Origin of the sequence: Providencia sp. Je.9.19 (genome assembly GCF_051129765.1) — a bacterium.
Classification (GTDB): domain Bacteria; phylum Pseudomonadota; class Gammaproteobacteria; order Enterobacterales; family Enterobacteriaceae; genus Providencia.
The window spans coordinates 16,066-39,695 of record NZ_JBCPSS010000010.1 but is presented as its reverse complement, the minus strand read 5'-3'; the positions used below and the strand labels follow the sequence as shown (position 1 = coordinate 39,695).

The 23,630-nt window shown below is 37.1% G+C and carries 20 protein-coding genes; 14 read left to right on the top strand and 6 right to left on the bottom strand.

The window, feature by feature from the left end; genetic code table 11:
* The first annotated feature begins 44 nt into the window (after window positions 1–44).
* Both AAZR93_RS20575 and AAZR93_RS20570 read left to right on the top strand, forming a co-directional pair.
* Window positions 45–635 carry a hypothetical protein gene (locus tag AAZR93_RS20575; protein WP_294350028.1) on the top strand — a complete coding sequence of 197 codons (591 nt, stop codon included), beginning with the start codon at window positions 45–47 and terminating at the stop codon, window positions 633–635.
* Between the two features lie 205 nt (window positions 636–840).
* On the top strand, window positions 841–2,319 hold the full coding sequence (locus tag AAZR93_RS20570) for a tetratricopeptide repeat protein (RefSeq protein WP_434720925.1): 1,479 nt from the start codon (window positions 841–843) through the stop codon (window positions 2,317–2,319).
* Between the two features lie 142 nt (window positions 2,320–2,461).
* Here the strand turns inward: AAZR93_RS20570 and lysC are convergent, their stop codons facing one another.
* Window positions 2,462–3,838, bottom strand: coding sequence for a lysine-sensitive aspartokinase 3 (gene lysC / locus AAZR93_RS20565; RefSeq protein ID WP_434720924.1), 1,377 nt, complete (start codon window positions 3,836–3,838; stop codon window positions 2,462–2,464).
* Between the two features lie 354 nt (window positions 3,839–4,192).
* Between lysC and pgi the strand changes: the two genes are divergently transcribed.
* The 3 genes from pgi (at window position 4,193) to ubiA (ending at window position 7,498) form a co-directional block, all read left to right on the top strand.
* Window positions 4,193–5,839, top strand: a complete 1,647-nt coding sequence (gene pgi, locus AAZR93_RS20560; protein ID WP_434720923.1) for a glucose-6-phosphate isomerase — start codon at window positions 4,193–4,195, stop codon at window positions 5,837–5,839.
* 246 nt (window positions 5,840–6,085) lie between these two features.
* The gene (gene ubiC / locus AAZR93_RS20555; protein WP_294101383.1) at window positions 6,086–6,607 is read left to right on the top strand and encodes a chorismate lyase; all 522 of its coding nucleotides are present in this window, start codon (window positions 6,086–6,088) and stop codon (window positions 6,605–6,607) included.
* A gap of 36 nt (window positions 6,608–6,643) precedes the next feature.
* A complete protein-coding gene (gene ubiA / locus AAZR93_RS20550; RefSeq protein ID WP_434720922.1) occupies window positions 6,644–7,498 on the top strand; it encodes a 4-hydroxybenzoate octaprenyltransferase in 855 nt (284 codons plus the stop codon).
* Between the two features lie 105 nt (window positions 7,499–7,603).
* Here the strand turns inward: ubiA and plsB are convergent, their stop codons facing one another.
* Entirely contained in the window at window positions 7,604–10,120 is a 2,517-nt protein-coding gene (gene plsB, locus AAZR93_RS20545) for a glycerol-3-phosphate 1-O-acyltransferase PlsB (protein ID WP_434720921.1), read from the bottom strand.
* A 126-nt stretch (window positions 10,121–10,246) separates the two neighbouring features.
* On the opposite strand from plsB, the gene AAZR93_RS20540 reads away from it, so the two are divergent.
* Together AAZR93_RS20540 and lexA are read left to right on the top strand one after the other, a co-directional pair.
* Window positions 10,247–10,621 (top strand): diacylglycerol kinase, encoded by a 375-nt coding sequence (locus AAZR93_RS20540; protein WP_434720920.1) that lies wholly within the window; start codon window positions 10,247–10,249, stop codon window positions 10,619–10,621.
* A gap of 136 nt (window positions 10,622–10,757) precedes the next feature.
* Window positions 10,758–11,375 (top strand): transcriptional repressor LexA, encoded by a 618-nt coding sequence (gene lexA / locus AAZR93_RS20535; protein ID WP_434720919.1) that lies wholly within the window; start codon window positions 10,758–10,760, stop codon window positions 11,373–11,375.
* 272 nt (window positions 11,376–11,647) lie between these two features.
* Here the strand turns inward: lexA and zur are convergent, their stop codons facing one another.
* The gene (zur, locus tag AAZR93_RS20530; RefSeq protein WP_434720918.1) at window positions 11,648–12,163 is read right to left on the bottom strand and encodes a zinc uptake transcriptional repressor Zur; all 516 of its coding nucleotides are present in this window, start codon (window positions 12,161–12,163) and stop codon (window positions 11,648–11,650) included.
* Between the two features lie 969 nt (window positions 12,164–13,132).
* Here zur and AAZR93_RS20525 point away from each other — a divergent pair.
* The 7 genes from AAZR93_RS20525 to AAZR93_RS20495 all read left to right on the top strand — a co-directional run bounded on the left by AAZR93_RS20525 (window position 13,133) and on the right by AAZR93_RS20495 (window position 19,542).
* On the top strand, window positions 13,133–13,726 hold the full coding sequence (locus AAZR93_RS20525; RefSeq protein ID WP_294101398.1) for a fimbrial protein: 594 nt from the start codon (window positions 13,133–13,135) through the stop codon (window positions 13,724–13,726).
* Between the two features lie 97 nt (window positions 13,727–13,823).
* Entirely contained in the window at window positions 13,824–16,313 is a 2,490-nt protein-coding gene (locus AAZR93_RS20520) for a fimbria/pilus outer membrane usher protein (protein WP_434720917.1), read from the top strand.
* Window positions 16,314–16,346: 33 nt separating this feature from the next.
* Window positions 16,347–17,084 (top strand): fimbria/pilus periplasmic chaperone, encoded by a 738-nt coding sequence (locus tag AAZR93_RS20515; protein WP_434720916.1) that lies wholly within the window; start codon window positions 16,347–16,349, stop codon window positions 17,082–17,084.
* Between the two features lie 10 nt (window positions 17,085–17,094).
* Window positions 17,095–17,586: a fimbrial protein gene (locus AAZR93_RS20510; RefSeq protein WP_434720915.1), complete on the top strand. Its 492-nt coding sequence runs from the start codon at window positions 17,095–17,097 to the stop codon at window positions 17,584–17,586.
* 11 nt (window positions 17,587–17,597) lie between these two features.
* Window positions 17,598–18,089, top strand: coding sequence for a fimbrial protein (locus tag AAZR93_RS20505; RefSeq protein WP_434720914.1), 492 nt, complete (start codon window positions 17,598–17,600; stop codon window positions 18,087–18,089).
* Window positions 18,089–18,619, top strand: a complete 531-nt coding sequence (locus AAZR93_RS20500; protein WP_434720913.1) for a fimbrial protein — start codon at window positions 18,089–18,091, stop codon at window positions 18,617–18,619. The genes AAZR93_RS20505 and AAZR93_RS20500 overlap by 1 nt, the downstream gene beginning before the upstream one ends.
* 65 nt (window positions 18,620–18,684) lie before the next feature.
* On the top strand, window positions 18,685–19,542 hold the full coding sequence (locus AAZR93_RS20495; RefSeq protein WP_434720912.1) for an MrpH family fimbial adhesin: 858 nt from the start codon (window positions 18,685–18,687) through the stop codon (window positions 19,540–19,542).
* Between the two features lie 104 nt (window positions 19,543–19,646).
* Here AAZR93_RS20495 and AAZR93_RS20490 read toward each other — a convergent pair whose 3' ends face one another.
* From AAZR93_RS20490 to AAZR93_RS20480, 3 genes are all read right to left on the bottom strand, one after another.
* Window positions 19,647–20,126 (bottom strand): FidL-like protein, encoded by a 480-nt coding sequence (locus AAZR93_RS20490; protein WP_434720911.1) that lies wholly within the window; start codon window positions 20,124–20,126, stop codon window positions 19,647–19,649.
* Window positions 20,127–21,125: a winged helix-turn-helix domain-containing protein gene (locus tag AAZR93_RS20485; protein ID WP_294101412.1), complete on the bottom strand. Its 999-nt coding sequence runs from the start codon at window positions 21,123–21,125 to the stop codon at window positions 20,127–20,129.
* A gap of 461 nt (window positions 21,126–21,586) precedes the next feature.
* Window positions 21,587–23,596, bottom strand: coding sequence for a TonB-dependent receptor plug domain-containing protein (locus AAZR93_RS20480; protein WP_434720910.1), 2,010 nt, complete (start codon window positions 23,594–23,596; stop codon window positions 21,587–21,589).
* Window positions 23,597–23,630: the final 34 nt, after the last annotated feature.

Sequence of the window (23,630 nt, the reverse complement as noted above, 5' to 3'; positions counted from 1 at the left end):
TGCATTAGGCACCATCTTATAGCTATGACATTCAAAGGGGCCAAATGATGAGCTATGAATTTATTATTGAAGAAAAACTACCATCAGCGTCAGTTTTTCCTTATCAGATTCAAAATAGTGCCGCGCCAGAAACGTTCATATTGAGTGAAGATGCTGTGAGCGCCATGATGAGTATTTTGCAAATTATGGATAAGCTTGATACAGATGATTCACTCAATGAACACTGTTTTAATCAGATATGGTTAAGAAGTGAGTTAACTCCGGCGAGAGCAGAAGAAATCTATTTATTTCTTGAAGAGCAAGAAAAAGTAGAACCTCTACCTTCTGATGAGGAAATTACGGCTTTTCATCAAGCACAAAAAGATGAAGATAAACTGTTATCTCAAGAAAGTGCTAAAGATGGGATGATACCGGTACATAAGTTTTCGACTAATGATGGCTGGTTAGTGACATCTAAAGAAAGTGGATTGATTGCAGAGACTTTTTCGCCTGAGTTAATTAAAGAAAATCATTTTGTGATCTCTCAGATTTCAAGCTTGTGTAATATTAGCCATCCAAAACTAGAAGTGATATTCATCGAATGGGGCAAGTTTAATTTATTTGCCAGTAAACATGGTGGTTATCGAGTTAATTAATCGATAGTGTTTATTTTTGATTTGGCTTCTTACTTGTAAATATGACTGTTCAGTGCAGCTAAGCTCTTGGAGTATTGAGTGGTTAGCTGCCTGAATTTTTATCCGCTATTCTTGCTCAATTTCATTATTTTAAGCTTGAGTCCCTTATGATTTTTTTATTGAGGTGTTATGTTAATAACATCATTCTAGTTAATGGATTAAATCGATGAAATTACGCCATCTATTATTGAGTCTGTGTATTAGCTATATCCCTTTTACACAAGCTGAATCGGTAAAAGGGGACTCAATAAAAGAAAAATCTCAGACCCTCTTAGTACAAACAAAACAGAATGATTTTCCTGCTGAATTTAAAAAGAAAATGACACAGGCATCTAATGGCGATGTGAATGCGATGATTGATATCGGCATTGCTTATATGGATGGGACTGAGTTTTTAGAGGCTGACGATAAAATCGCCTATCGTTGGTTTAAAAAAGTCGCTGATTTAGATAACACGGATGGTGATTATTACCTCGGTATGTTATTACAAAACCAGAAGAAATACACTGAAGCCGCAAATTGGTACCGCAAAGGTGCAGAGAAAGGTGACGCCTATTGCCAATATGCCATGGGATTTTTATATGAACGTGGTCTAGGGGTCAAAGAAGATGATAAGCAAGCCAAGGCATGGTATTCGGAAGCGGCAGAGCAAGGGCAAGCGCACGCTCAATTTGCGTTAGGTATGTTTTATCATGATGGTTTAGGGGGCGAGGTTGATTATCAAAAAGCCCGTGAATGGTATGAGAAAAGTGCTGAAAATGGCATATCAGCAGCCTTTAATAATCTTGCCGTGATGTATGAGAATGGTGAAGGGCTTGAAAAAGATGATGCAACTGCCATTTATTTATATCGACAAGCTGCCAATATGGGCTCGGCAATTGCTCAAACAAACATGGGTGATTTTTATCAAAAAGGCCATCCTCTAATCGAAAAAAATAGTTATCAAGCAATTTATTGGTATAAAAGAGCGGCTTTGCAAGGCGATACATCGGGCCAGCTAGCGATGGCAAAAGCGTATGAGAATGGTGATGGCGTTGGTCTGGATTTAGTGGAAGCTTTTGCATGGTATCAACGTGCTGCTCTCAATGAGTCATCGGAAGCAGGCATGAAAGTGGCTGAGTTCTATGAAAAAGGGTTGGGGGGAGTAAAACAAGATAATGCTAAAGCCGTTGAATGGTATCTCAGTATGGCAGATGACGATATTACGCCGGCGCAGCTTAAGCTTGCATCGCTTTATTTAGCGGGAGGTTTGAAAGACATTGATATTAAGAATATTGTCGATTGGCTCCAATTGTCAGAAGAAAATAGTATTGATGCAAAAAATCAATTAGCGGTGTTTTATTTAACGGGTACTGGGGTTTCGCAAGATCCACGTAAAGCGCGAGAGTTATGGGAAAAAGCGGCTTTTAAAGAAAACAGTGACGCTCAAAATAATTTAGCCGTGATGTATGCAAGAGGTATTGGGGGCGATAAAAATATTTTTCGCGCTGTAATGTGGTTTGAACGTGCAGAAAAGTTAGGCAATACTAAAGCAAAACAGAATTTGACATTGCTCAAAAATGAAACAAAGGTAAAAGCAAATGAATTGCAATATACCGATGATTTACAAAAAATTTTGATGAAAAGTAAATCTAATAAAGTTTAATCTGAATTAAAATTAGCATAATGATTACCTCATATTTGAATATGCAATAAGGCTGTGTATTGGCTTGGTTTTAAGGCAGTGGCAGACTTAAATATAGACGGTCATGAATACCGTCTATATTTTTAGGAATACTAAATCGTTATTACTCAAACAAATTACTATGCAGTGTGCGAACAATTTCTTCAGCATCATCCCCTGGCACTAATAAGCAGATATTATGGCTACTTGCGCCGTAGCTTATCATGCGAATATTAAATGATTCTAAAGCACCAAATATTTGTCGACCAAGTCCATTCACTTGTGAAAGTTCATTACCGATGATGGCAACTAACGCAAGATTCTCTTCAACTTCAACACGGCATAGTGCGGATAGTTCAGTCATTAAGGCATTGGTTAATAAGCTGCCGTTAGTGCCTGTTGAACCCGTCGTATCAAGCGTGAGTGCAATGCTGACTTCAGAAGTAGTGATGAGGTCAACTGAGATGTTATGACGTAGTAAAATGGTGAAAATTTCAGCAAGGAAACCACGCGCATGCAACATTTTTAGGCTATGTAATGTGAGTAGTGTTTGTTTACGGCGTAATGCTAATGCTCTAAATTGTGGCGGGTTGGTGGTTTTATCACATACAATTGTTCCACCATCTTCTGGTGCTTTACTTGAGCCAACAAACACAGGTATACCTGCTCTTACGGCCGGCAGCAATGTGGCTGGATGAAGAATTTTTGCCCCAAAAGTGGCCATTTCAGCTGCTTCATCAAAGGCAATTTCATCAATACGTTTTGCATTCGGTACGACACGAGGATCTGTGGTATAGATTCCGGGTACGTCGGTCCATATGTCAACGCGAGAAAGGTCTAGGACTTCAGCAAGTAGTGCTGCCGTATAATCGCTACCGCCACGGCCGAGAGTAGTCGTTCTGCCTTTTTGGTCACGGCCAATAAAGCCTTGAGTGATCACTACTGCATCGGCTAAGTGAGGGTATAAATGTTGTTGAGCTAACGCTTTTAATTGGGAAAGCTCTGGTTCTGCGCGACCAAAGTTTTCATCGGTTCTCATCACTTTACGGACATCAAACCATTGTGAGTTAGTATTTCTTTGACGTAAAACCTCAACAAATAGCAATGTTGACATCAACTCGCCATGACTGACCATTTCATCTGTTAGGGCATCAGATGTGGCAAGTGAGGCGGAGTCGGCTAGATGGGCAATATTTTCTAATAAGCGATTTACTTCTTCACGAATAATATCTGCGGTTTGTAGTTTATCAATGATCGCATATTGAATTTCTTTGATTTTTTGCAGTAGCTCGTTACGTTTATCTGCATCACAACCTTCAGCCAGTTCTATCAGTAAGTTGGTAATGCCTGCGGATGCAGACAGCACCACTACACGCACATTACGGTTGGATAGAACAATATCGGCACTTTTATTCATTGCGTCGAAATTTGCGACACTAGTTCCGCCAAATTTTGCGATAACAAACTGACTATTGTCTGGTGAAGGTACGGCAGTATTCATGATTTCAATCCCTTTAGATAAACGTGTTCTTATGCTTTATATATTTAAAATGGCGCTTAGACTCTAAGTATAGAAATATCGGGTTCTATGGGCTCAGTCAATGAAGAATCGATGGAAATCAGTAATTCTAATGATAGGTAATTAATTATTTGTTTTCTCGATATACTCGTTATACCTCAAGTCACATAGCTGTTGATGACTCTGAGCTTGAATTATTTAGGGTTAGATGTAATTAGGTCTGGCTAAATAGGCCATAATTGAGGAATATCACTAGAACGCAGAAAACCGATAAGTCTCGTTTCATTGACGGGTTACAATCTATTATTATTTAAAATTGTTTGGAGAGAGTTATTTATGAGAAGTATTAATCCAAGCCAGACGGCAGCATGGCGTGCGTTAGAACAACATTTCGACCAAATGAAAGAAGTTCATATGCGTGATTTATTTGCCCAAGATAAAGACCGCTTCACTAAATTTTCAGCGACATTTGATGACCAAATGTTGGTGGATTTCTCCAAAAATAGAATTACCCAAGAAACGTTAGATAAGCTTATTGCATTAGCCAAAGAAACTGAGCTGCAAGATGCAATCAAAAGTATGTTTAATGGTGAAAAAATTAATCGTACGGAAGATAGAGCAGTATTACACACGGCATTGCGTAATCGTGATAACACGCCTGTTTACGTTGATGGCAAAGATGTGATGCCAGATGTCAATGCGGTGTTGGAAAAAATGAGCCAGTTTAGTCAGCGCATCATTAGTGGCGAGTGGAAAGGTTATACCGGTAAAGCGATTACTGATGTAGTGAATATTGGTATTGGTGGCTCTGATCTTGGTCCATTCATGGTAACGGAAGCACTACGTCCTTATAAAAATCATTTAAATATGCATTTTGTGTCGAATGTTGATGGCACTCAAATCGCAGAAACATTGAAAAATATTAATCCAGAAACCACGTTATTTTTGATTGCTTCTAAAACATTTACCACACAAGAGACAATGACGAACGCGCACTCTGCCCGTGATTGGTTATTGGCGATCGCAAAAGATGAAAAGCATGTTGCTAAGCACTTTGTTGCGTTATCAACCAATGCGGAGCAAGTGGAAAAATTCGGTATTGATACTGACAATATGTTTGAGTTTTGGGACTGGGTTGGTGGTCGATATTCTCTGTGGTCAGCTATTGGCCTGTCTATTATTTTATCTGTAGGTTATGACAACTTCGTTCAATTACTGGACGGTGCTTATGCTATGGATAAACATTTTATGACTACAGAGCTTGAGAATAATATTCCAGTGTTATTGGCTCTGATTGGCATTTGGTATAACAATTTTTTTGGAACAGAAACTGAAGCGATTCTGCCATACGATCAGTACATGCATCGCTTCGCGGCATATTTCCAACAAGGTAATATGGAGTCAAATGGTAAGTATATTGATCGTGATGGCAACCCTGTTTCTTATCAAACGGGCCCAATTATTTGGGGCGAACCTGGCACTAATGGCCAACATGCTTTCTATCAGTTGATCCATCAAGGTACAAAAGTGATCCCGTGTGATTTTATTGCACCTGCAGTGACGCATAATCAGTTGGGCGATCATCATGAAAAACTGCTTTCTAACTTTTTTGCCCAAACAGAAGCGTTAGCGTTTGGTAAAACGCGTGAAGTTGTTGATGCAGAGTTTGCAGCGCAAGGTAAAAATGTTGCAGAGATGGAATATGTTGCGCCATATAAAGTATTTGAAGGTAATCGACCGACAAATTCTATTTTGTTAAAAGAGATTACGCCTTATTCACTGGGTGCATTGATTGCTATGTATGAGCATAAAATTTTCACTCAAGGCGCTATTTTAAATATTTTCAGCTTTGACCAATGGGGCGTTGAGCTAGGTAAACAACTGGCGAGCCGTATTTTACCTGAGTTAGAAGATGGTGATGCTGTAGAGAGTCATGATAGTTCGACAAATGGCTTGATTAACCGCTATAAAATCTGGCGTTAATGGGTTAGATTTTTCGCTGAAACAGTCTGTTTAAACACAGGCTGTTTCAATATTAATGATTCATTTATATCTCTAACTCATTATTAATTAATATTATATTAACTTGTTTTTTACAATTCGTGTTGAATATGTGACTTTTTATATAAATTGTTAGCTAACTTTAACCTTGCAGCAAAACAACGTGATATCCTACTTAATAAGAAATAAGATAACTAAACCATGTATTTTATGGTGGAAATTTAAGTAATGGATGAAACGCTTTTTACCTCTCACCCGATTCATTGGTTGCCAGAGGATGATAAAGATAATGATAAATTAGTGCCAGCCAATACCCTTAATTGGTTATTAGAACTTGGCTCTATGACTCAACGATTTGAACAACATAGCCGACAAGTCACTGTGATTCCTTATTTAGAACGCTATGTGTCACCTGAAATGTTGAGTGCAGAAGAGGCTAAATGTTTACCGGCAAGTCAGCGTTATTGGTTAAGAGAAGTGATCATGTATGGGGATAATATCCCATGGTTGTTAGGAAGAACGCTTATCCCAGAAGAAACACTCACCGATGATGACCAGCAGTTAGTTGATATCGGCAGAGTACCATTAGGGCGTTATTTATTTAGTCGTGATAATCTCACTCGAGATTATATTCATATTGGCTCTAGTGCGAGTCGTTGGGTTCGTCGTTCCTTGCTAAGACTGTCAGATAAACCCTTATTATTAACAGAAATATTTTTACCTGAATCACCTGCATATATTATTAAATAATAAGTAAGAAAGGAGCACGACAAAGTGGAGGGAAGTATGACGCTAAGTAAATGGCATGCATACAGCCGTTTAATGCGTATTGATAGACCCATTGGCTCACTGTTATTACTGTGGCCGACGTATTGGGCACTATGGATTGCGGCTCAAAGTACACCTAGTTTGCATATCTTAATTGTTTTCACCGCAGGTGTATTTTTCATGCGCGCTGCTGGCTGTGTTATTAATGACTTTGCCGATCGCCATTTTGATGGGCATGTGGAAAGAACAAAACACAGGCCTTTACCGAGTGGTGATGTCACCGAAAAAGAAGCCAAAATCATATTTGTGGGTCTAGTTGGCCTCTCGTTTTTACTGGTATTGACCTTAAACTCAATGACTATTTGGTTATCCATCGCGGGTCTTGCATTAGCGTGGGTATATCCTTTTGTTAAGCGTGTTAGTCATTTACCTCAGGTTGTTTTAGGTGCGGCATTTGGTTGGTCGATTCCAATGTCATTTTCTGCCGTCAGTGAATCGCTGCCTTTAGTTTGTTGGTTATTGTTTTTAGTTAATATTCTTTGGTCGGTTATTTATGACACCCAGTATGCGATGGTTGACCGTAACGATGATTTAAAAATTGGTGTGAAATCGACGGCAATTTTATTTGGACGTTATGACAAGGTCATTATTGGTGGATTGCAGCTTTTAATGATTGGCTCATTGATTGTAATAGGCTCTTTAGCAAACTTAGGAACGGCTTATTATATATCATTAGTTTTTGTGTTAGCGCTGTTTATTTATCAGCAAAAATTAATGGTTAATCGTGAACGTGCTCCTTGTTTCAAAGCTTTTTTGAATAATAACTATGTCGGCCTTATTTTATTTATCGGTATTGTTGTGAGTTATTTCTAGCAGTATTAGGAAGATAATAAACGGACAATAAAAAAGGGTAATGCCATGACGCATTACCCTTTTGCTATTCTAATTATCTAACAAGATAACAGACTAAAAATCACGTTATTCTTTTGGTTCAGGTTTCACTTCAGCTGTTTGTTCGGTAACTTTACTTTCAATAACGGGTATCTTTTTAGGTTCAGAAAGCTCATCCGTTTGGCCGACACTTTCAATCGTTAAACGAATTTCTGGTGACATTAAACGGGCAATGACGGCGTAAAGTTTCTTCGCATTTGCTGTGAAAATGTCATTTTCATCGTTATCGATATAGCCTTGTTCTTTTAAGGTATCAACCAGTGTAGAAAATACTGCTTTATCAAAGAATTCAGGTGCATTGATACCATGAAGAACAGATAAACGTTGAGCCAAAATACGACTTTCTTTTTCCAAAGTGTTCCGGCTTATTTCTGGGCTAGCACTGAGTAGAGAAAGTGTAATTGCATAGCGTTGTAGTGTTTCACGGACACCTGCCGCTAACAATTGTAATGGTCGAATACGGCGTGGATTCAGTACTACCATATCGTCATCACGTAAGCCGATAAGTTTCTGATTACTTAGCTCATTAATCAAGGTATCCACGGTTTCTGCTAAAGACTCACTGTCATAACGCATAAACAGTTCAGTTTTAAGGAACGGGTATATTTGCCCTACCTGAAAATGGATATCTTTGCGACTAATGCGCTCATGGTGCAGAACGATACTGGTAATCAACGAAGGTAATACCAGTAGGTGATGGATATTGTTGCGGTAATATGTCATTAAGACGGCATTTTCACGAGGGAGGATAATAATATCCCCCATACTGTCTTTTTCGACTTCGAATTTATCCATTTGCAATGCATGTTCGAGCAACTGTTCCGCCGTTTTGTTCGGCGTAGTCGCGTCGGCAGTATAAGGCACATTGCGCAATAGTTGCAGATAGCACTCAACTTGTTCGATAAGTTGCTCACGGGTTAAAGAACGTTGGCGCGAAGCAAGCAAAGCGGTTGAACAAAGATTAATGGCATTCGCCGCAGCGGCATTGTTAATATTGACCATGATATTATCTGCCAGTGCGCCAACTGTTGGGTTTAGCCAAGATGGGCGTTGCGGTTCAATAGGGTCAATGGAATCACGCCAATTAGGTACGCGTTGAGTCAGGTATTGAGATAGGGAAATCGGCTGTCCAAAGTTGACATAACCTTGTCCTAAGTTGCGTAACTTACGCAAACCTCGAATCATCGAAAGGAAACCTTCTTTTTCTTTCTCTGCGCCCCGTAGCTCTTTTGCATAGGTACCGACTTCCATCACATGTTCATAGCCAATATAAATAGGCACAATAGTGATTGGACGTGAGTCTCCACGCAGCATTGCTTGCAATGTCATCGATAACGTACCTGTTTTAGGCGTTAATAAGCGACCTGTACGTGAGCGACCTCCTTCAACGAAGTATTCTATTGAATAGCCTCGGGCAAATAATTCACTCAAATATTCACGAAAAATTGTTGAATAGAGTTTATTGCCTTTGAATGTGCGACGAATAAAAAAGGCCCCTAGACGACGGAAAATAGGTCCTGCTGGCCAAAAGTTGAGGTTGATACCTGCCGCGATATGGGGTGGAACGAGCCCTTGGTGATAAAGCACATAGGAAAGCAGTAAATAGTCCATATGGCTACGATGGGATGGAACATAAACAATTTCATGGCCATCTTGCGCAAGCTGGCGGACTCGTTCAGCATGTTGAACGTTTATCCCTTGATAGAGTCGGTTCCAAGTCCAACTTAGGACTCTATCCGATAAGCGAACAGCTTCGTAAGAAAAATTTGCCGCTATCTCTTCCATCATATTAACCGCATTTTGTTGCGCTTTTTTGAGTGGAATTTTTTTACTGCGCGCTTCATCTTCAACCGCTTTTTCAATTGTTTTTGACGTGAGCAGTTTATTGAACAGTTCATGGCGTACAGGAAGCTTAGGTCCTACTGCGGCTAACCGTTGGCGTGAATAGTGGATCCGAGCAACTCGCGCAAGTTTATTGGCAATAATGGTGTCGGTACCGTGGTCTTGCGCCATTTTTCCGATTGAGACAATCGGTGATAAACGAACAAAACTATCGCGCCCGAGCCAAAGAATGGCAATGAATTTCTGGATACCATTGAGCAGCTTTAACGGCGGTGTTGGTGTATGACCTTCACGTCCTGGCGAGCGACCAAACATCACGGATGCAGGTAGCATCTGAATATCTAAATTTGGATTATTACGATGCAAATCTAAATAAGCATGGAATATTTTCACTGACTCTTTACGTGGATCCGGAGAATAGTAACGGAAAACACGTGGGCCATCATCGATAAATACATAGGCAGGTAATTTAATACCATTGATGTCATTATCAATTAACGGGTCAGGTAGACCGATGGCTAAACATTGGTGACGTAGCGTTAGGAGGTCGGACTTAGAGTGGTATGGCAATACATAAAGCGTAGGCCTATTTGTATCCAATTGCAGCTCAGTAATTGGGTCCGATGGAATTAGTTTACTTTTTACCAATAATTTAAGTGGTAAATTCAACATGTTGTAATATATTTTACGCCATAGTGACATAAATGATTATAGCCTCTTGTTAACAATGCTTCGCAATCATACCAGAAATCAACTGGCAAATCTGTTACTGAGAATTCACTTTGACCGCAAAAAACGATTATTGTTTGCAAATTTTAAGGAATAAATATGGCGAATCAAGATAAGGGTTTAACCCGAGTAATAAAAGCTGCGGGATACTCTCTTAAAGGTCTAAAAGCCGCATGGGTCAATGAAGCTGCTTTTCGGCAAGAATCGGTCGCAGCAATTATTGCGATTATTATCGCTTTTTATTTAGATATTAGCTATATAGATAGAATTTTATTGGTCAGTGTTGTTGTGTTAGTAGCAATTGTTGAGTTGATTAACAGCGCAATTGAGGCTGTGGTTGATCGTGTGGGGAGTGAATATCACGAACTCTCGGGTAGAGCAAAAGATATCGGTTCTGCGGCTGTTTTTATCAGTATTGGTTTAGCATTATTTGTTTGGGTAATTGTTTTATGGCAGCGTTATTTTACCATCTAGTCTTGAAAGGCCCTGAAACATAACAAAAGAACCTAAATAGATAGTAAATGCCTAAGTTCAGTGATTTAACTGTTTCAAATCTCAATTTACCTGTATATACTCACAGTCTGACTGTATAAACAAACAGGGGAACGGAATGAAAGCACTGACGGCTCGACAACAACAGGTTTATGACCTGGTGCGTGATCACATCGCGCAAACAGGCATGCCACCTACACGTGCTGAAATAGCAGCAAGCCTAGGTTTTCGTTCACCTAATGCGGCAGAAGAGCACTTAAAAGCCTTAGCTCGTAAAGGTGTAATCGAAATAGTTTCTGGTGCTTCCAGAGGTATTCGTTTGCTGATGGAAGAAGCTAATGATAACCCTGGCTTACCGTTAATAGGCCGAGTTGCAGCAGGTGAACCTTTGCTTGCAGAAGAACACATTGAAAGTCATTATCAGGTTGATCCTGAGTTATTCAAACCACATGCTGATTTTTTGTTACGCGTCAGCGGCATGTCAATGAAAGATATTGGTATTATGGATGGCGACCTACTTGCAGTGCATAAAACACAAAACGTTCATAATGGTCAGATTGTGGTTGCACGTATTGAAGATGAAGTGACGGTAAAACGCTTTAAGCAGCAAGGTAACCGAGTTGAATTGCTGGCTGAAAACTCTGATTTTTCACCTATTATTATCGATTTACGTCAGCAAAACTTTACTATTGAAGGCCTTGCTGTTGGGGTGATTCGTAATAGTGATTGGCATTAGTAGACTGTATTCGTTTTGCTTTAAGTATCTGAATTTTGGCTGGCAGATTTCACTCTGATGTTAGTTATTTCTTAGTGGCGTCTGCCCGCGTGTTTTTATTGCTTTAATATCTAGTTTACATAAAGTGAACAGTTGGCTAGATATTAAGTGAAATTTTTAAATCTTGAACTTAGTTTTTCAACAAGGGTTTTATAGCAATTATTTTATAATAACACTCTTATACCAATGCCGTTATAGGCGCGTTTTCTATCGGTATATTTTTATAACAGCACTCACTTCTTCTTTATAATGGCTTGTTGTTCATGGTTATGCTCACAATGGTCATGGTCTTGACAAGCATTCACTTCATAGCATTCATGACATAATCCATGGTTTTCTACTACGGTATGCCTTAGATGAAACTTATTCTCTCCTGCTAAATTAATAATCGCAGCTTCAATTGTTGTGCAATCACTTTCAGTGACACTTCCACAGATATCACAAATCAGCATGACTGAAATATGACTAGGGTTGTCAACATGATGGCAAATAACGTAGCTATTTGTTGATTCAATTTTATGAATAAAGCCTTGTTCCATTAAAAATTCAAGGCCACGGTAAACTGTAGGTGGCTTTGCTTGAGGTTCAACTTCACGTAATAGGTCTAATAAGTCGTAGGCACTGATAGCCCCGTGCTGTTTCGCTATTAGGCGTAAAACGGTTTCTCGTTGTGGTGTCAATCTAACACCTCTTGACTGGCAAATTCTTTCAGCCATCACAAGCAACATTTCTTCGTTCATTTTTTTCATCTTACTTGTTCCCAACCTTGAAAAACTGAAACGTCTGTTACTAACAAGTTTACCATAGTTTTGTTAGTGATAGAGACTGAAAGCAACAAAGGGTACTCATGGTGAACGGTAAGTAATAATAAGTATATTTGAAAATAGAAAGAAATATAAAAAATAATATAGGGTAGAGTTTATATTTTTTTTATTTATCTATTATTTATCTATTATTTATCTGGGTGATACATACGATAAACAATTCGCACCAAATATTTAACTTTTAATAAACATTTGATAGAAATGTTATGTTACGTTTTGAACCAATTTCTAATTGAGACTTATCTGAGCAATTTTTATAAAACAAACTATAAGTATTCATTATACGACTGTTTTTATCTATTGGTCTTGATGTTTGATTTTAATTGGAATTTTAATTCAAGTTTTACTGTCTATATAGATTTAAATATTGCTTTATTTTTTGTGTTTTTTTGAAATATTTTGAAATTTTTATAAATAAAAAAGAATGTTTTATATAAATTATTCTAAATAACTACTTTGATTTATGTATTTTATCATGTTTCTAGTTTGTAACTCTGGCATGGTGTTTTTTATTGAAATTTAAAGCTGTATAAACTCATTTCGTGTGTCTTTTTTGACAATAAATATCGAAGTTGTAGAATTGACATCAGAAAATATCAAACGGTATATGTAAAAAACTCATTAAGTGTTCTATATCAATTTTCAATAATTATGAGAGAAACTTAATAATTATTATAAATGAGAATGTTGGCTTCATGAGTTCTGGTCTTTTTAATAAAACGATAAATAAGATGGATCTTATTTATATATACACCTCTAACCTGAGTGAAATTAACAAAGTCGGATTGCTGGAATAATTTCAAGGTTAAATCGATTAAGTAAATGAACTTAATTATTTACCAATAAAAATCAGTAAAGAGGAAGCTTCTTCCTACTTATTTAAAGGTAACGTTTATGAAACTGAATAAATTAGCATTAACTCTAGCTCTTGGTTTTGGTGTCGGTGTTTCTGGTGTTGCATTAGCAGAAGATCCAGTTGTACCTGCAACAGTTGAAAGTTCACAAGGTGAAGTTCGTTTTATTGGCTTTATTAATGATGTTCCATGCTCAATTGATGCCGATAACTTGAAACAAGTTGTTGATTTCGGTGAAATTGCTTTACATGAACTGACTTCTAACCAATTCCGTTCAGATAGCAAAAATTTTGATATCGTATTAAAAAATTGCTCAACTGAAACTTACAAAAACGCGAAAATCACTTTCACAGGTTCTACTATTTCTGGTTTCACTGGCTTTACAGGTGATTTATTAGGCTTAGGCGGAAAAGTGAAAAATGCAGGTATTGTTATCACTAATGGTTCTGACAAAGTTGTTGAATTTGGTAAAGAATTCCCAGGAACTGGTACTGGTTATGCTTTAAACAATGGTGATGGCTCAGAAACAACTTTGCATTTCGCTGCTTATGTTAAAGGTAACGAAGCTGCAGATGCAAAAGCAACTACTGGTCGTTTTGACACTGTTGCTAACTTCAAAATCATCTACCAATAAGCTTAAGCTTATTTAGATTGAAACATGTGGCGTTATTTACGCCATATGTTTCTAGCTTATTTTTTATTTTGTTGTTTTTAATTGGCGGCATTATTTAATGAAAAGCATGAAAATCAATTTAATTACAAAATTAATGCTTTTAATGTTAACGCCTATGCTTGCATTTTCTGAAGAATCTGTCGATTTTAATACAGACTTTTTAGAAGCTGAAGGCACAGAAAATGTTGATTTCAGTAAATTCTCTCATGCTAATTACGTCCCGCCTGGAAATTATTCTCTTGCTATTGAAGTTAACCGTGTAAAGGTGGCGATTGAACAACCAATTATATTTTTTAATCCTAATTACGATGATAAGGTTTCTTTAGCCTGTATTACGCCCGAAATCTATGAATTATTGGGATTAAAAAATGATTGGAGCGCTAAAATAAAATGGTTAAATGATGGAAAATGTTTGGATATCCGTACTATTCCTGAAATGAGCATTCAAGGCGATTTAGCGAAGAATGTGGTGAGTATTAGCATTCCCCAAGCTTTTATGGAATATCAAGACCCTGATTGGGATCCGCCTTCTCGTTGGGATGACGGTATTTTAGGTGCCTTTATTGATTACAATGCTACAGGCCGTGTAGTGAATAAACAAAAAGGTGATAAAGGAACGGAATCTGGCGTAACAGCAACAGGTACCATGGGTGCTAACCTTGGTGCATGGCGCCTAAGAGCAGATTGGCAAGCTCAACAAGGTGATTTAAATAAAGGTAACCAGTCATGGGCTTGGAACCAACTTTATTTATATCGCGCTATCCGTGCATTGAATTCACGCTTAACCATTGGTGAGCAATACTTATCCTCAACGTTGTTTGACAGTATTCGTTATATTGGTGCCAGTTTAGAAACTAATGAATCTATGTTGCCACCGCGTTTACAAGGTTATGCACCAGAAATTGCGGGTGTAGCTAAGACTAACGCAACTATTATTGTTAGGCAGGATGGCCGCATAGTTTATCAATCTGAAGTGAGTCCGGGACCATTTCGTATTCAGGATGTAAACTCGTTTGGTGGCGGTACTTTGGATGTCACTATTCAAGAACAAGATGGTAGTACTACAAATTATCAGGTAGAGACCTCTCGATTGGGTACATTAACGCGCCCAGGACAGCTTATTTATCAATTTGTTGTTGGTAAGCCAAGTAAAGGTGAGCATAGCACTCAAGGTCCGGCATTTAGCTTAGGTTCCTTATCATGGGGTGCAACAAATAATACAACGTTTTATGGCGGTATTTTAGGGTCGTCTGACTACCAAAATATGGCAATTGGTTTTGGTCGTGATCTTGCCCCATTTGGTGTGCTATCTGCGAACTTGAATATATCTCGAGCTGTAATGGGGAGTTTAGATAATAACCGAACACTAACAGGTAATTCATATAATTTAACTTACTCCAAGCAGTTTGATGAAATTAACAGTCAAATTACTTTTGCGGGCTATCGGTTCTCCGAACGAAACTATATGAATATGAGCCAGTTTATTAGTCGTCGCTATAATGGTGATACGGTTGATAGTGGTAAAGAGTTATATACAATTATATTTGGTACGGCATTCCCTGATTATAATACCAATATGTATTTAAATTATTCGCATCAAACTTTTTGGAATAGAGCTTCGACGAATCAGTATAACGTGACAATTTCTAATTATTTTGATTTCGGTAAGATGAAAAATATTAGCTTAAGTTTGACGGCTTATAAAACCAAATCACGCGATAGTGATGATGATGGTATTTATTTAAATTTAAATTTACCACTAGAAAATAATGACTCCAGTATTAGTTACTCAGGATCTTATAGCGGTAACAACCATAGCAATAATGTAAATTACTATAATCGTATTGATAATCGTAGCTCTTATTCTGTTTCAACAGGGACTTGGGATAAAGAAAAAATCACCACATCAGGTATGTATAACTATGATGGGGATACAACTCAGGTGAATGTCAACGGAACCTATATTCAAGATAACCAATCAACGCTATCCATGCAGTTAAAAGGTGGTTTTACGATGACCCCAGAAGGTGGTGCACTACATCGTAATAATTCGATTAGCGGCGGCTCAAGAATTTTAGTTGATACAAATGGAATTGAAGGCATCCCTATTCAAAATGGTGTGACACCAGTAAAAACAAATCGGTATGGTAAAGCGGTGATAACCAGTGTTATGGATTATAATCGTAATAACTTAAAAATTGATTTAAAAAATGTGCCAGATAACGCAGAAGCAATACAGTCAACACAGTATGCAACATTAACTGAAGGTGCCATCGGTTATCGCAAATTTAATGTGATACAAGGTGAAAAATTATTAGGGACAATCAGTCTTGCAGATAATAGTTATCCACCATTTGGTGCTTCAGTTGTGAATGATAAAAAGGTTGAAGTAGGGATTGTTTCAGATAATGGATTTGTTTATTTAGCGGGTATTAACCCATCAGATGCGCTTGAAGTGAATTGGGGTGATAAAACCACATGCCATATTCAACTGCCTGAAAAAATAGATAGTACAATGGCAAATACTATATTACTGCCATGTCGATAATTATAAATATGTTTTAACGTCAACGGTGAAAATATGAAACTTTTAAATAAAGTCAGAATAATAACAGTAATAAGTACTTCTTTACTTGTTCAATCTGCTTATTCAGCGATTGCACTCGATAGAACACGTGTTATTTATAATGAAAATGATAAATCTGTGAGTGTTGGCTTAACCAATGAACACAAAACAAGCCCATATTTAGCGCAAACATGGATAGAAAATGATAAAGACGAAAAAGTAAATTCACCTTTTATTGTTACGCCTCCGGTTCATCGTTTGGAAGCTAATTCAAAGAGTCAGATTAAAATTCAAGCTATTCCTGCGGTTGCACAACTACCAAAAGATAGGGAAAGTGTTTATTTCTTAAATGTACGAGAAATACCACCGCGTAGTGATAAAGCCAATGTTTTGCAAATTGCTTTGCAAACTAAAATTAAACTTTTTTATCGTCCTTCTGCCATTTCGATAAAAGAAAGAATGGATATTATCCCTCAGGAAAATGATATAAAAATTGCGAAGCAAGGTGGCAATTATATTGTTAAAAACCCATCACCTTTCTTTTTATCGATAACTAAATTGAAAAAAGGCGCTACGGATACTGAAAACTTTGAACCTATTATGGTTCCGCCTCGTGGTGAAATAAGTTTAGGAAAATCTGCAGGTGATATTGGTGCATCGCCTACTTTAGTTTATCTCAATGATTTTGGTGGCACCGTTGATTTGAAATTCAACTGTGGTGCAACTGAGTGCACTGTGATACCGAGAAAATAAGGTTGACGTTATGATGCCCATTAAGAAATTAACTCAGGTATGTTTGTTTTTACTGGCCTTAAATGCCACTAGTGCATTTGGATTCTCAGGGTTTTTATATGTTGAGGTCAAAGGGGAAGTATTAGCAAGACCATGTTCAATTAATGGTGGGCAGACAATTGAAATTGATTTTGGTGATGTTATGACAACACGTGTCCAAGATGAATTTTATAAACAACCATTTGACTATACTGTTACCTGCAAGGATGGTAGCAAGCCTAAGCTTAATATTTTCGTTGACGGAGTAGCAGCAACGTTTGATCAGCGTTTATTAAAAACCAGTGTGAATGAATTAGGTGTACTTTTTAAAGCGGATACTAATGATTTTCCACTTAAGAGTAGGCGTAGTTTTAGTTTTGCTAATCCTCCTGCATTAGCTGCTGTTTTAGTTAAAAAAAGTGGTGCCGAGTTGCCTGCAAAAAGCTTTACCGCCAATGCAACACTTAAAGTTGAATATCAATAAGGGTGAGATATATGCAAAACATGACTAACATTGTTGGTACAGTCTTATTGATACTTTTATCATTTGTCTCTTTAGCAAAAGATAACGAAACTGCTATTACAATTAAAGGTAATTTGATTACACCACCACCATGTCGTATTGATGATGGCAAAGAAATTGAAGTTGATTTTGGCAATGTTTCAATAAAATCAATTCAAGGTAACGATCAAAAACGTCAAGTTAATTATCAGATTCAATGTGAAGAAAACAAAAATAACTGGGCGATGTATTTAATGCTTAATGGTGTTAAAAGCACTTTTGATATTAATGGATTAAGTACAGGTGTTGATAATTTAGCGGTTAAGTTTCAATTAGCGGATAAAGAATTAGACCTTGGCAAAAAATATCTAATTAACCCAAGCTCTCCAGGTATTCTTTGGGCCGTATTAGTTAAAAATGGTAACAGCGAATTAAATACGGGTGATTTTGTCGCCAATGCCACATTACTTGTGGAGTATCAATAATGAAAAGTAAAATTTTGTTTATTGCGCTATTCGGATTTCTTGCAAGTCATTTCTCTTTAGCCGCCACCAATAATGTCAAAGTGAAAGGATCGTTGGTTAATGCACCTTGTGTCGTGATGCCCGCAGATAAGAATGTGGAAGTCGATTTTGGCGATATTCGATTGTTAGATATTTATGACTCTAGCTTTCAGTTTCCAAGAAAGGAACTTACTCTAGTTTTGTCTAACTGTGATTTAACTATTGCCAAGAAAATGAAAGTTAAATTTTCAGGTTCTGAACATAATCAACTATCAGGTTTTTTAGCATTAAGTGGTGCTGATAATCAAGGTTTAGGCATTGGTGTTGAGTTAGTCGATGGAACAGCCGTTAAAATTAATCAGTTTTCTTCTTTGCTACCGTTAATTCAAGCAGGGAAAAATGAACTGAAATTTAATACCTTTTTAAAGGCAACACCAGAGTCCATTAGCAATAAGCAAATTAAAGCTGGGCATATTGTCGCCACAGCAACTTTTTTATTTGAATATGAATGATTTCATTCTCAACATTCCATGTCGTGTTGGAATTAGATGTTTAACTAAATAAAAAGAGAACTGAAATGGGAAAAAGAATACAGCAACTACTATTTGTACCGTTATTTTTTATCACTTTCTTTAGCTACGCTTCAACTTATTTTTCTTACGTGGAAGAAGTTGAGGAATTAAAACACAATGAGAACGTTTACCATTATCAATTTGATTATTGGAAGGCAAGTTCCCCAACGGAGGGGAATCCCTGTGTCGCTCTACTAGGGAGTGCTGGTGCTAAAAATTGTTACTTTACGATAAATCATTTGCACTCAGGTAAAGACAAAGGCGGTGTTGCTTCTCGAATAGATTGGGATTGTCATATTAATTTTGCAACCTACAAGACAATGGAAGCTATTATTGGCGATGCAAGAGACAGATGTGGGTTAACTTTCCCTAAAAAAGGATCGAGTCAACATAGTGGAGCGATTACAACAGATGAGTGTGTTGGGATTTTCGTTGCAAGAAAACAACGTCAGGGTAGCGCTAAAATGTTACCAGGAGGAATTTGTGGTATTGCACCACCACCTGCGGGTAAATGTTATTTTGCTTCCGTCGGAAATAATACACTTGAGCTGGACCATGGCAGTTTAAATGCAGATGAACTCAATGGTAATACGGTATCAAGTATGTTTAGTATTATGTGTAATAAGGATATGGGCGTGAGAGTATCTTCAAACTTACAGCAAAATTATGTGAGTTTACGTCCTAATAATGAATTGCAGTCTATGGTTACGCTTAATGATCAACCTGCATCAGTTGGTGTTCTTGTCTCCGCTCAAGCTAACAGAGGTACGCCAATAATAGTTAAATCTATATTAAGAACAAGTGGCTCAGTAGCACCTGGTAAATTTAGTGGTCGTATTACCCTCGTTATGACTATTCCATGATCTAGTCAGCAGAAAAGTTTTGTATTCATCCGTTTTCCCATGTTGACGGTTTTGCCTACTTAAACGTAATTGTTGGTAGGCTTTTTTTTCAATTTATTTTGATGTTATTTTTCTACATGACATGTAAAAGAAGAATAAGCTTCATCTTTTAGAATATAAATATTGTCTTCCATTTTTGTAATGTTGACATAGTACTTTATTTTATCTTGTTCTAATTGAATGAAGTTTGAGAATAAATCATCGGGAGTATTATCAGAGGTTGTAATTGATGAAGAGGTGAAATTAACTGCATAGTTACCTTTTTTATCAACAGGTTGATAATTAAAGTAAATTGCTCTATCTAATCGGTAGGTTGCATCTTTATCTTTAATATAGCCGTAAACATTGATTCTGCCTTGATTATCATTGGATGTCAGTATACTCATTTTTGACTTTAAACTGATGCCGTTTGGCGTGCCATTATCTTTAATCCACACAACTTCAGAATGACAAATTTTTATATTGTCATTTCTTTTATTGACGACGGCAGCTGAAACTAAAGCAGTGGTGACAACAATAATGGATGCGGCAATATATTTTTTCATTTAAATTCTCTGGTCATTAATTGATACACAATCATATTTATTGTTTTTTTCTTTACAGATACTGATAGCAATATTTTTATCAAATGAGTAAGTATAGTTTAAATCAGATAAAATAATAACGCGTTTTGGTTCATCACAAGATATATTATATTTTTCTAATTTTTTATTAACAAAATTTATATTATCGCTTGTTGTTTTTCCTACCATGTCAGTCGGGGTTTGTATTATACAATTATCTCTTTTACTTACAGTAAGATAACTTTTCCCTACAATATTATCCTCTACTGGTGAATCGAATAACATATAAATTGAAGTTAAAATCACTATTATTGAAAAGCTTAATAATAGAGCTCGGGCTATTTTTTTCTTGTTACTGTTTATGATGACGTGTTGTTTATCATCAGAAAAAATATTGTCGTTTTCAATACTTTCATGTGAGGCGTTTTTAATTTTAATAGATTGATTTTCTATGATTTTTTGTTCTGTAGGATTTTGTTCCGCATTATGTGTTTCAGGTTCAATCAATAAATGTACGGGGGGTGTCTCTGCTTTTAATAGTGGAGGGGGTGGAAGATTATCATAAAAATCTAATTTATCATCATGCTGGGTATTAAATTCTTCACATAGAATTGTGTTATCACTATCTTCCATCTCAAATTTAGAGAGATGGCTATCAATACGAAATCCTTTTTTAGGGACAGTGACAATAGATTTAGGATCAATACCCACAATTTCGAGTTTTTTTCGTATCTCGCTGATATAAGTGTTTAAATTATTATTTGAGCCGACAAGTCCATATTCTTCCCATACATTTGTGAGAAGCTCATCTCGAGTTGCAATTCCTTTTTTCATATTTAATAAAATAATCTCATTAAATAATCGAGCGGCAGGTTTTGATAATTCAATGTTTTGATTTTGGTCATCTTTCAGGTAGATACGACTTGTTTTTTGTTCAAAAACAAATTTATTATCGATAGTGTAATCATGTTCTTCAATCATAAATTTTGTGTGCTCTCTAATTTAAAATGGCATAGCAGAGTCACTAAAACCTAGTGCTCAGTTTAAGTTAAATTTTATTTTTTGATAAATTAATTTTTATATTTTATTGTTATTTATATAGTCTAAATAGGGAACCGATTAACTGCAAGTATTGAGCGATGAGCTTTTTTGTAGACTAGTAGCAAATTTATTGAATTGAATGGTTTAGTGTTATTTTAATCTATATATTTTGCTATTGTTAGCTTTTAATTGATGCGATTGATTGCGTTCTGGGTGAGAAAGATATAATAATCTATAAATGGCTAGTATTTTCGTTTGAAATGTTGATTATGGGAATAATCCTAGGTAATTGTACTTGCTTTATTTCTTGTTTACATCATTTCTATTATTTTAATAATGTTTTTCTCTATTATGTGTACTGATAGGTAAGGAAAAGAATCCTTACCTATCTTAATTAAGCTTTAGTATTTATATTCTAAACCTAGCCAATAGTTTCGGCCTTCTTCAATATATCCATCAGTATATTCATATGATTTATCAAATAAGTTGTTCGCTGAGGTATTAACAGATAAGCCATGACCTAAATTATAATCTAAACGCAAATCTGTTTTTGAAAATCCGCGAACTTTGTCTTCACTATCAATATAATTGAATGCCCAGCTTCTTGCTTCTTCAGTCACGGTTATGCTAAGTGGTTCATAAGGTGTGAATTTAATCCATGCGAAGGCTTTATGAGTGGGTAACTCGGAGACGTGACGGACGCTGTCATGCTTTGGATCTGCGTGAATATAACTGTAGTTTAAGCCCGCTTCCAACCAATCCGTAAATTGACCTGTCGTGCCTACATCAATTCCAGCATAATTAACTTTTCCACTATTACGATTTTGTAGTAAATCGCCACCTTTGGGGTTATCACCGATGTGATGGGCCATAATGGCATCTGTAACTTGGTTATAGTAAGCACTGGTGGTGTATGACCATAGTGGAGATATGTGACCTTTATAGGTTAAATCATAGGTAAGTGCTCGTTCAGCATCAAGATGTGGGTTAATGATAAAGCTATCATTGTTTTTCATCTTATTAGTCGTGTAGCGTTCTTTCTGGGTTGGGAAGCGACTTCTATCTGATACAGAAAATTGTACAGTATCATCATTTTCTAAGTGATAGCGGGCCATAACTTCCCAATTGAAGGCACGTTGACGGTTATCATCGTAGGTTTCAACACCCGTGACGATATTGTTTTTATTATATAGATAGCGTCTGCCATCATCGCTACTACGCCAGTCATAGCCAATTCCTCCGATAATATCGAGTTTGTCGGTTGCAACCCATTGGTATTCTGTCGCCACTGACCAAGTTTGGTCTTTATAGCGGTCAAAAGGGACAACTTTGTTACTACGAGAGCGGTGAACATCTTCTTTCCAATGTCCTGCAAATGACAGCATATCCAGTTCACGTACAGTGAAATCAACTCGCATATCGGCACCATTGCTGTAGTCATCATAACGACTGTAGTTATAGGTACCATTTTTGTAATCTTTTACTGATTTGTATTGGTGTAAGGTATTTTTAAATGAATCGTGATACAAGCGGCTTTGCAGTGCGATGTCGTTTGTGATCTGAGTTGTTCCATTGAAGTAAATACTTTCTTTATCATATGCAGGCCATTGCCAAATTTGTTGCTTGGTGTTGTTTACATCAGGAGCGCTATTTTTATCACCGTCTTGTTTGATGTAGGTGACTACATATTCGTCTGTTTCGCGAGGTGTCCAGCCCATTTTTAACATTAAGCGCTTGTCATCTGTGGCTGAATTGGTACGTCGGCCATCGCTGCCGGCTAATGGATTATTATTTTCGCTACTTGGAAGTCCCATAAAGCGTTGTTTGTATTGGCTACCGCTGACTTGGATAAAACCGAGGTCATTACGCCCACCCAGACGTGCGCTGACGTTATGCGCATTGTCTGCACCGCGAGCGAAGCCTTGATTGAGGCTGATGTCAGCTTCAAATGGTTTTTTAGGCGTCGCTGTGGTTAAGTTAATTGCACCGCCCATTAAATTTGGCCCTTGTAGCAATGAGGTATAGCCAGTAGAAAGTTCCACACTGGATAACTCACTGGTCATGAAACGACCAAGGTCAAGCGTACCGTCATAAGGTACGTAGGTTGGGATGCCGTCGAAAAATATTGGAACTTGGCGGCTATCAAAACCACGGACATTCACTTGGGTTTCATTGCGATTCCCTGATTTTTGGATAGCCACACCCGGCAAGGTACTTAGCGCTTGTGCAACGTTTGTTTTATTAAGCTGTTTCATTTTAGATTCAGTGATGACATTTGCGTCAGCTGCGAGAGGGGTACTCCACACCGACATGACATCACGATTTGTTTCGGTCTTTACATCACTTGCAGCATGACCTTGTGCTGTGAATAAAGCCATCCCGACTAAATAGGTTATTTGTTTTATTTTCATTATTGATTTCCAGTTTTGTTTTTTACTTATGATA

Coding starts and splice junctions, on each gene's coding strand:
- AAZR93_RS20575 (WP_294350028.1), top strand. CDS start 45: ATGATGAGCTATGAATTTATTATTGAAGAAAAACTACCATCAGCGTCA.
- AAZR93_RS20570 (WP_434720925.1), top strand. CDS start 841: ATGAAATTACGCCATCTATTATTGAGTCTGTGTATTAGCTATATCCCT.
- lysC (WP_434720924.1), bottom strand. CDS start 3,838: ATGAATACTGCCGTACCTTCACCAGACAATAGTCAGTTTGTTATCGCA.
- pgi (WP_434720923.1), top strand. CDS start 4,193: ATGAGAAGTATTAATCCAAGCCAGACGGCAGCATGGCGTGCGTTAGAA.
- ubiC (WP_294101383.1), top strand. CDS start 6,086: ATGGATGAAACGCTTTTTACCTCTCACCCGATTCATTGGTTGCCAGAG.
- ubiA (WP_434720922.1), top strand. CDS start 6,644: ATGACGCTAAGTAAATGGCATGCATACAGCCGTTTAATGCGTATTGAT.
- plsB (WP_434720921.1), bottom strand. CDS start 10,120: ATGTCACTATGGCGTAAAATATATTACAACATGTTGAATTTACCACTT.
- AAZR93_RS20540 (WP_434720920.1), top strand. CDS start 10,247: ATGGCGAATCAAGATAAGGGTTTAACCCGAGTAATAAAAGCTGCGGGA.
- lexA (WP_434720919.1), top strand. CDS start 10,758: ATGAAAGCACTGACGGCTCGACAACAACAGGTTTATGACCTGGTGCGT.
- zur (WP_434720918.1), bottom strand. CDS start 12,163: ATGAAAAAAATGAACGAAGAAATGTTGCTTGTGATGGCTGAAAGAATT.
- AAZR93_RS20525 (WP_294101398.1), top strand. CDS start 13,133: ATGAAACTGAATAAATTAGCATTAACTCTAGCTCTTGGTTTTGGTGTC.
- AAZR93_RS20520 (WP_434720917.1), top strand. CDS start 13,824: ATGAAAAGCATGAAAATCAATTTAATTACAAAATTAATGCTTTTAATG.
- AAZR93_RS20515 (WP_434720916.1), top strand. CDS start 16,347: ATGAAACTTTTAAATAAAGTCAGAATAATAACAGTAATAAGTACTTCT.
- AAZR93_RS20510 (WP_434720915.1), top strand. CDS start 17,095: ATGATGCCCATTAAGAAATTAACTCAGGTATGTTTGTTTTTACTGGCC.
- AAZR93_RS20505 (WP_434720914.1), top strand. CDS start 17,598: ATGCAAAACATGACTAACATTGTTGGTACAGTCTTATTGATACTTTTA.
- AAZR93_RS20500 (WP_434720913.1), top strand. CDS start 18,089: ATGAAAAGTAAAATTTTGTTTATTGCGCTATTCGGATTTCTTGCAAGT.
- AAZR93_RS20495 (WP_434720912.1), top strand. CDS start 18,685: ATGGGAAAAAGAATACAGCAACTACTATTTGTACCGTTATTTTTTATC.
- AAZR93_RS20490 (WP_434720911.1), bottom strand. CDS start 20,126: ATGAAAAAATATATTGCCGCATCCATTATTGTTGTCACCACTGCTTTA.
- AAZR93_RS20485 (WP_294101412.1), bottom strand. CDS start 21,125: ATGATTGAAGAACATGATTACACTATCGATAATAAATTTGTTTTTGAA.
- AAZR93_RS20480 (WP_434720910.1), bottom strand. CDS start 23,596: ATGAAAATAAAACAAATAACCTATTTAGTCGGGATGGCTTTATTCACA.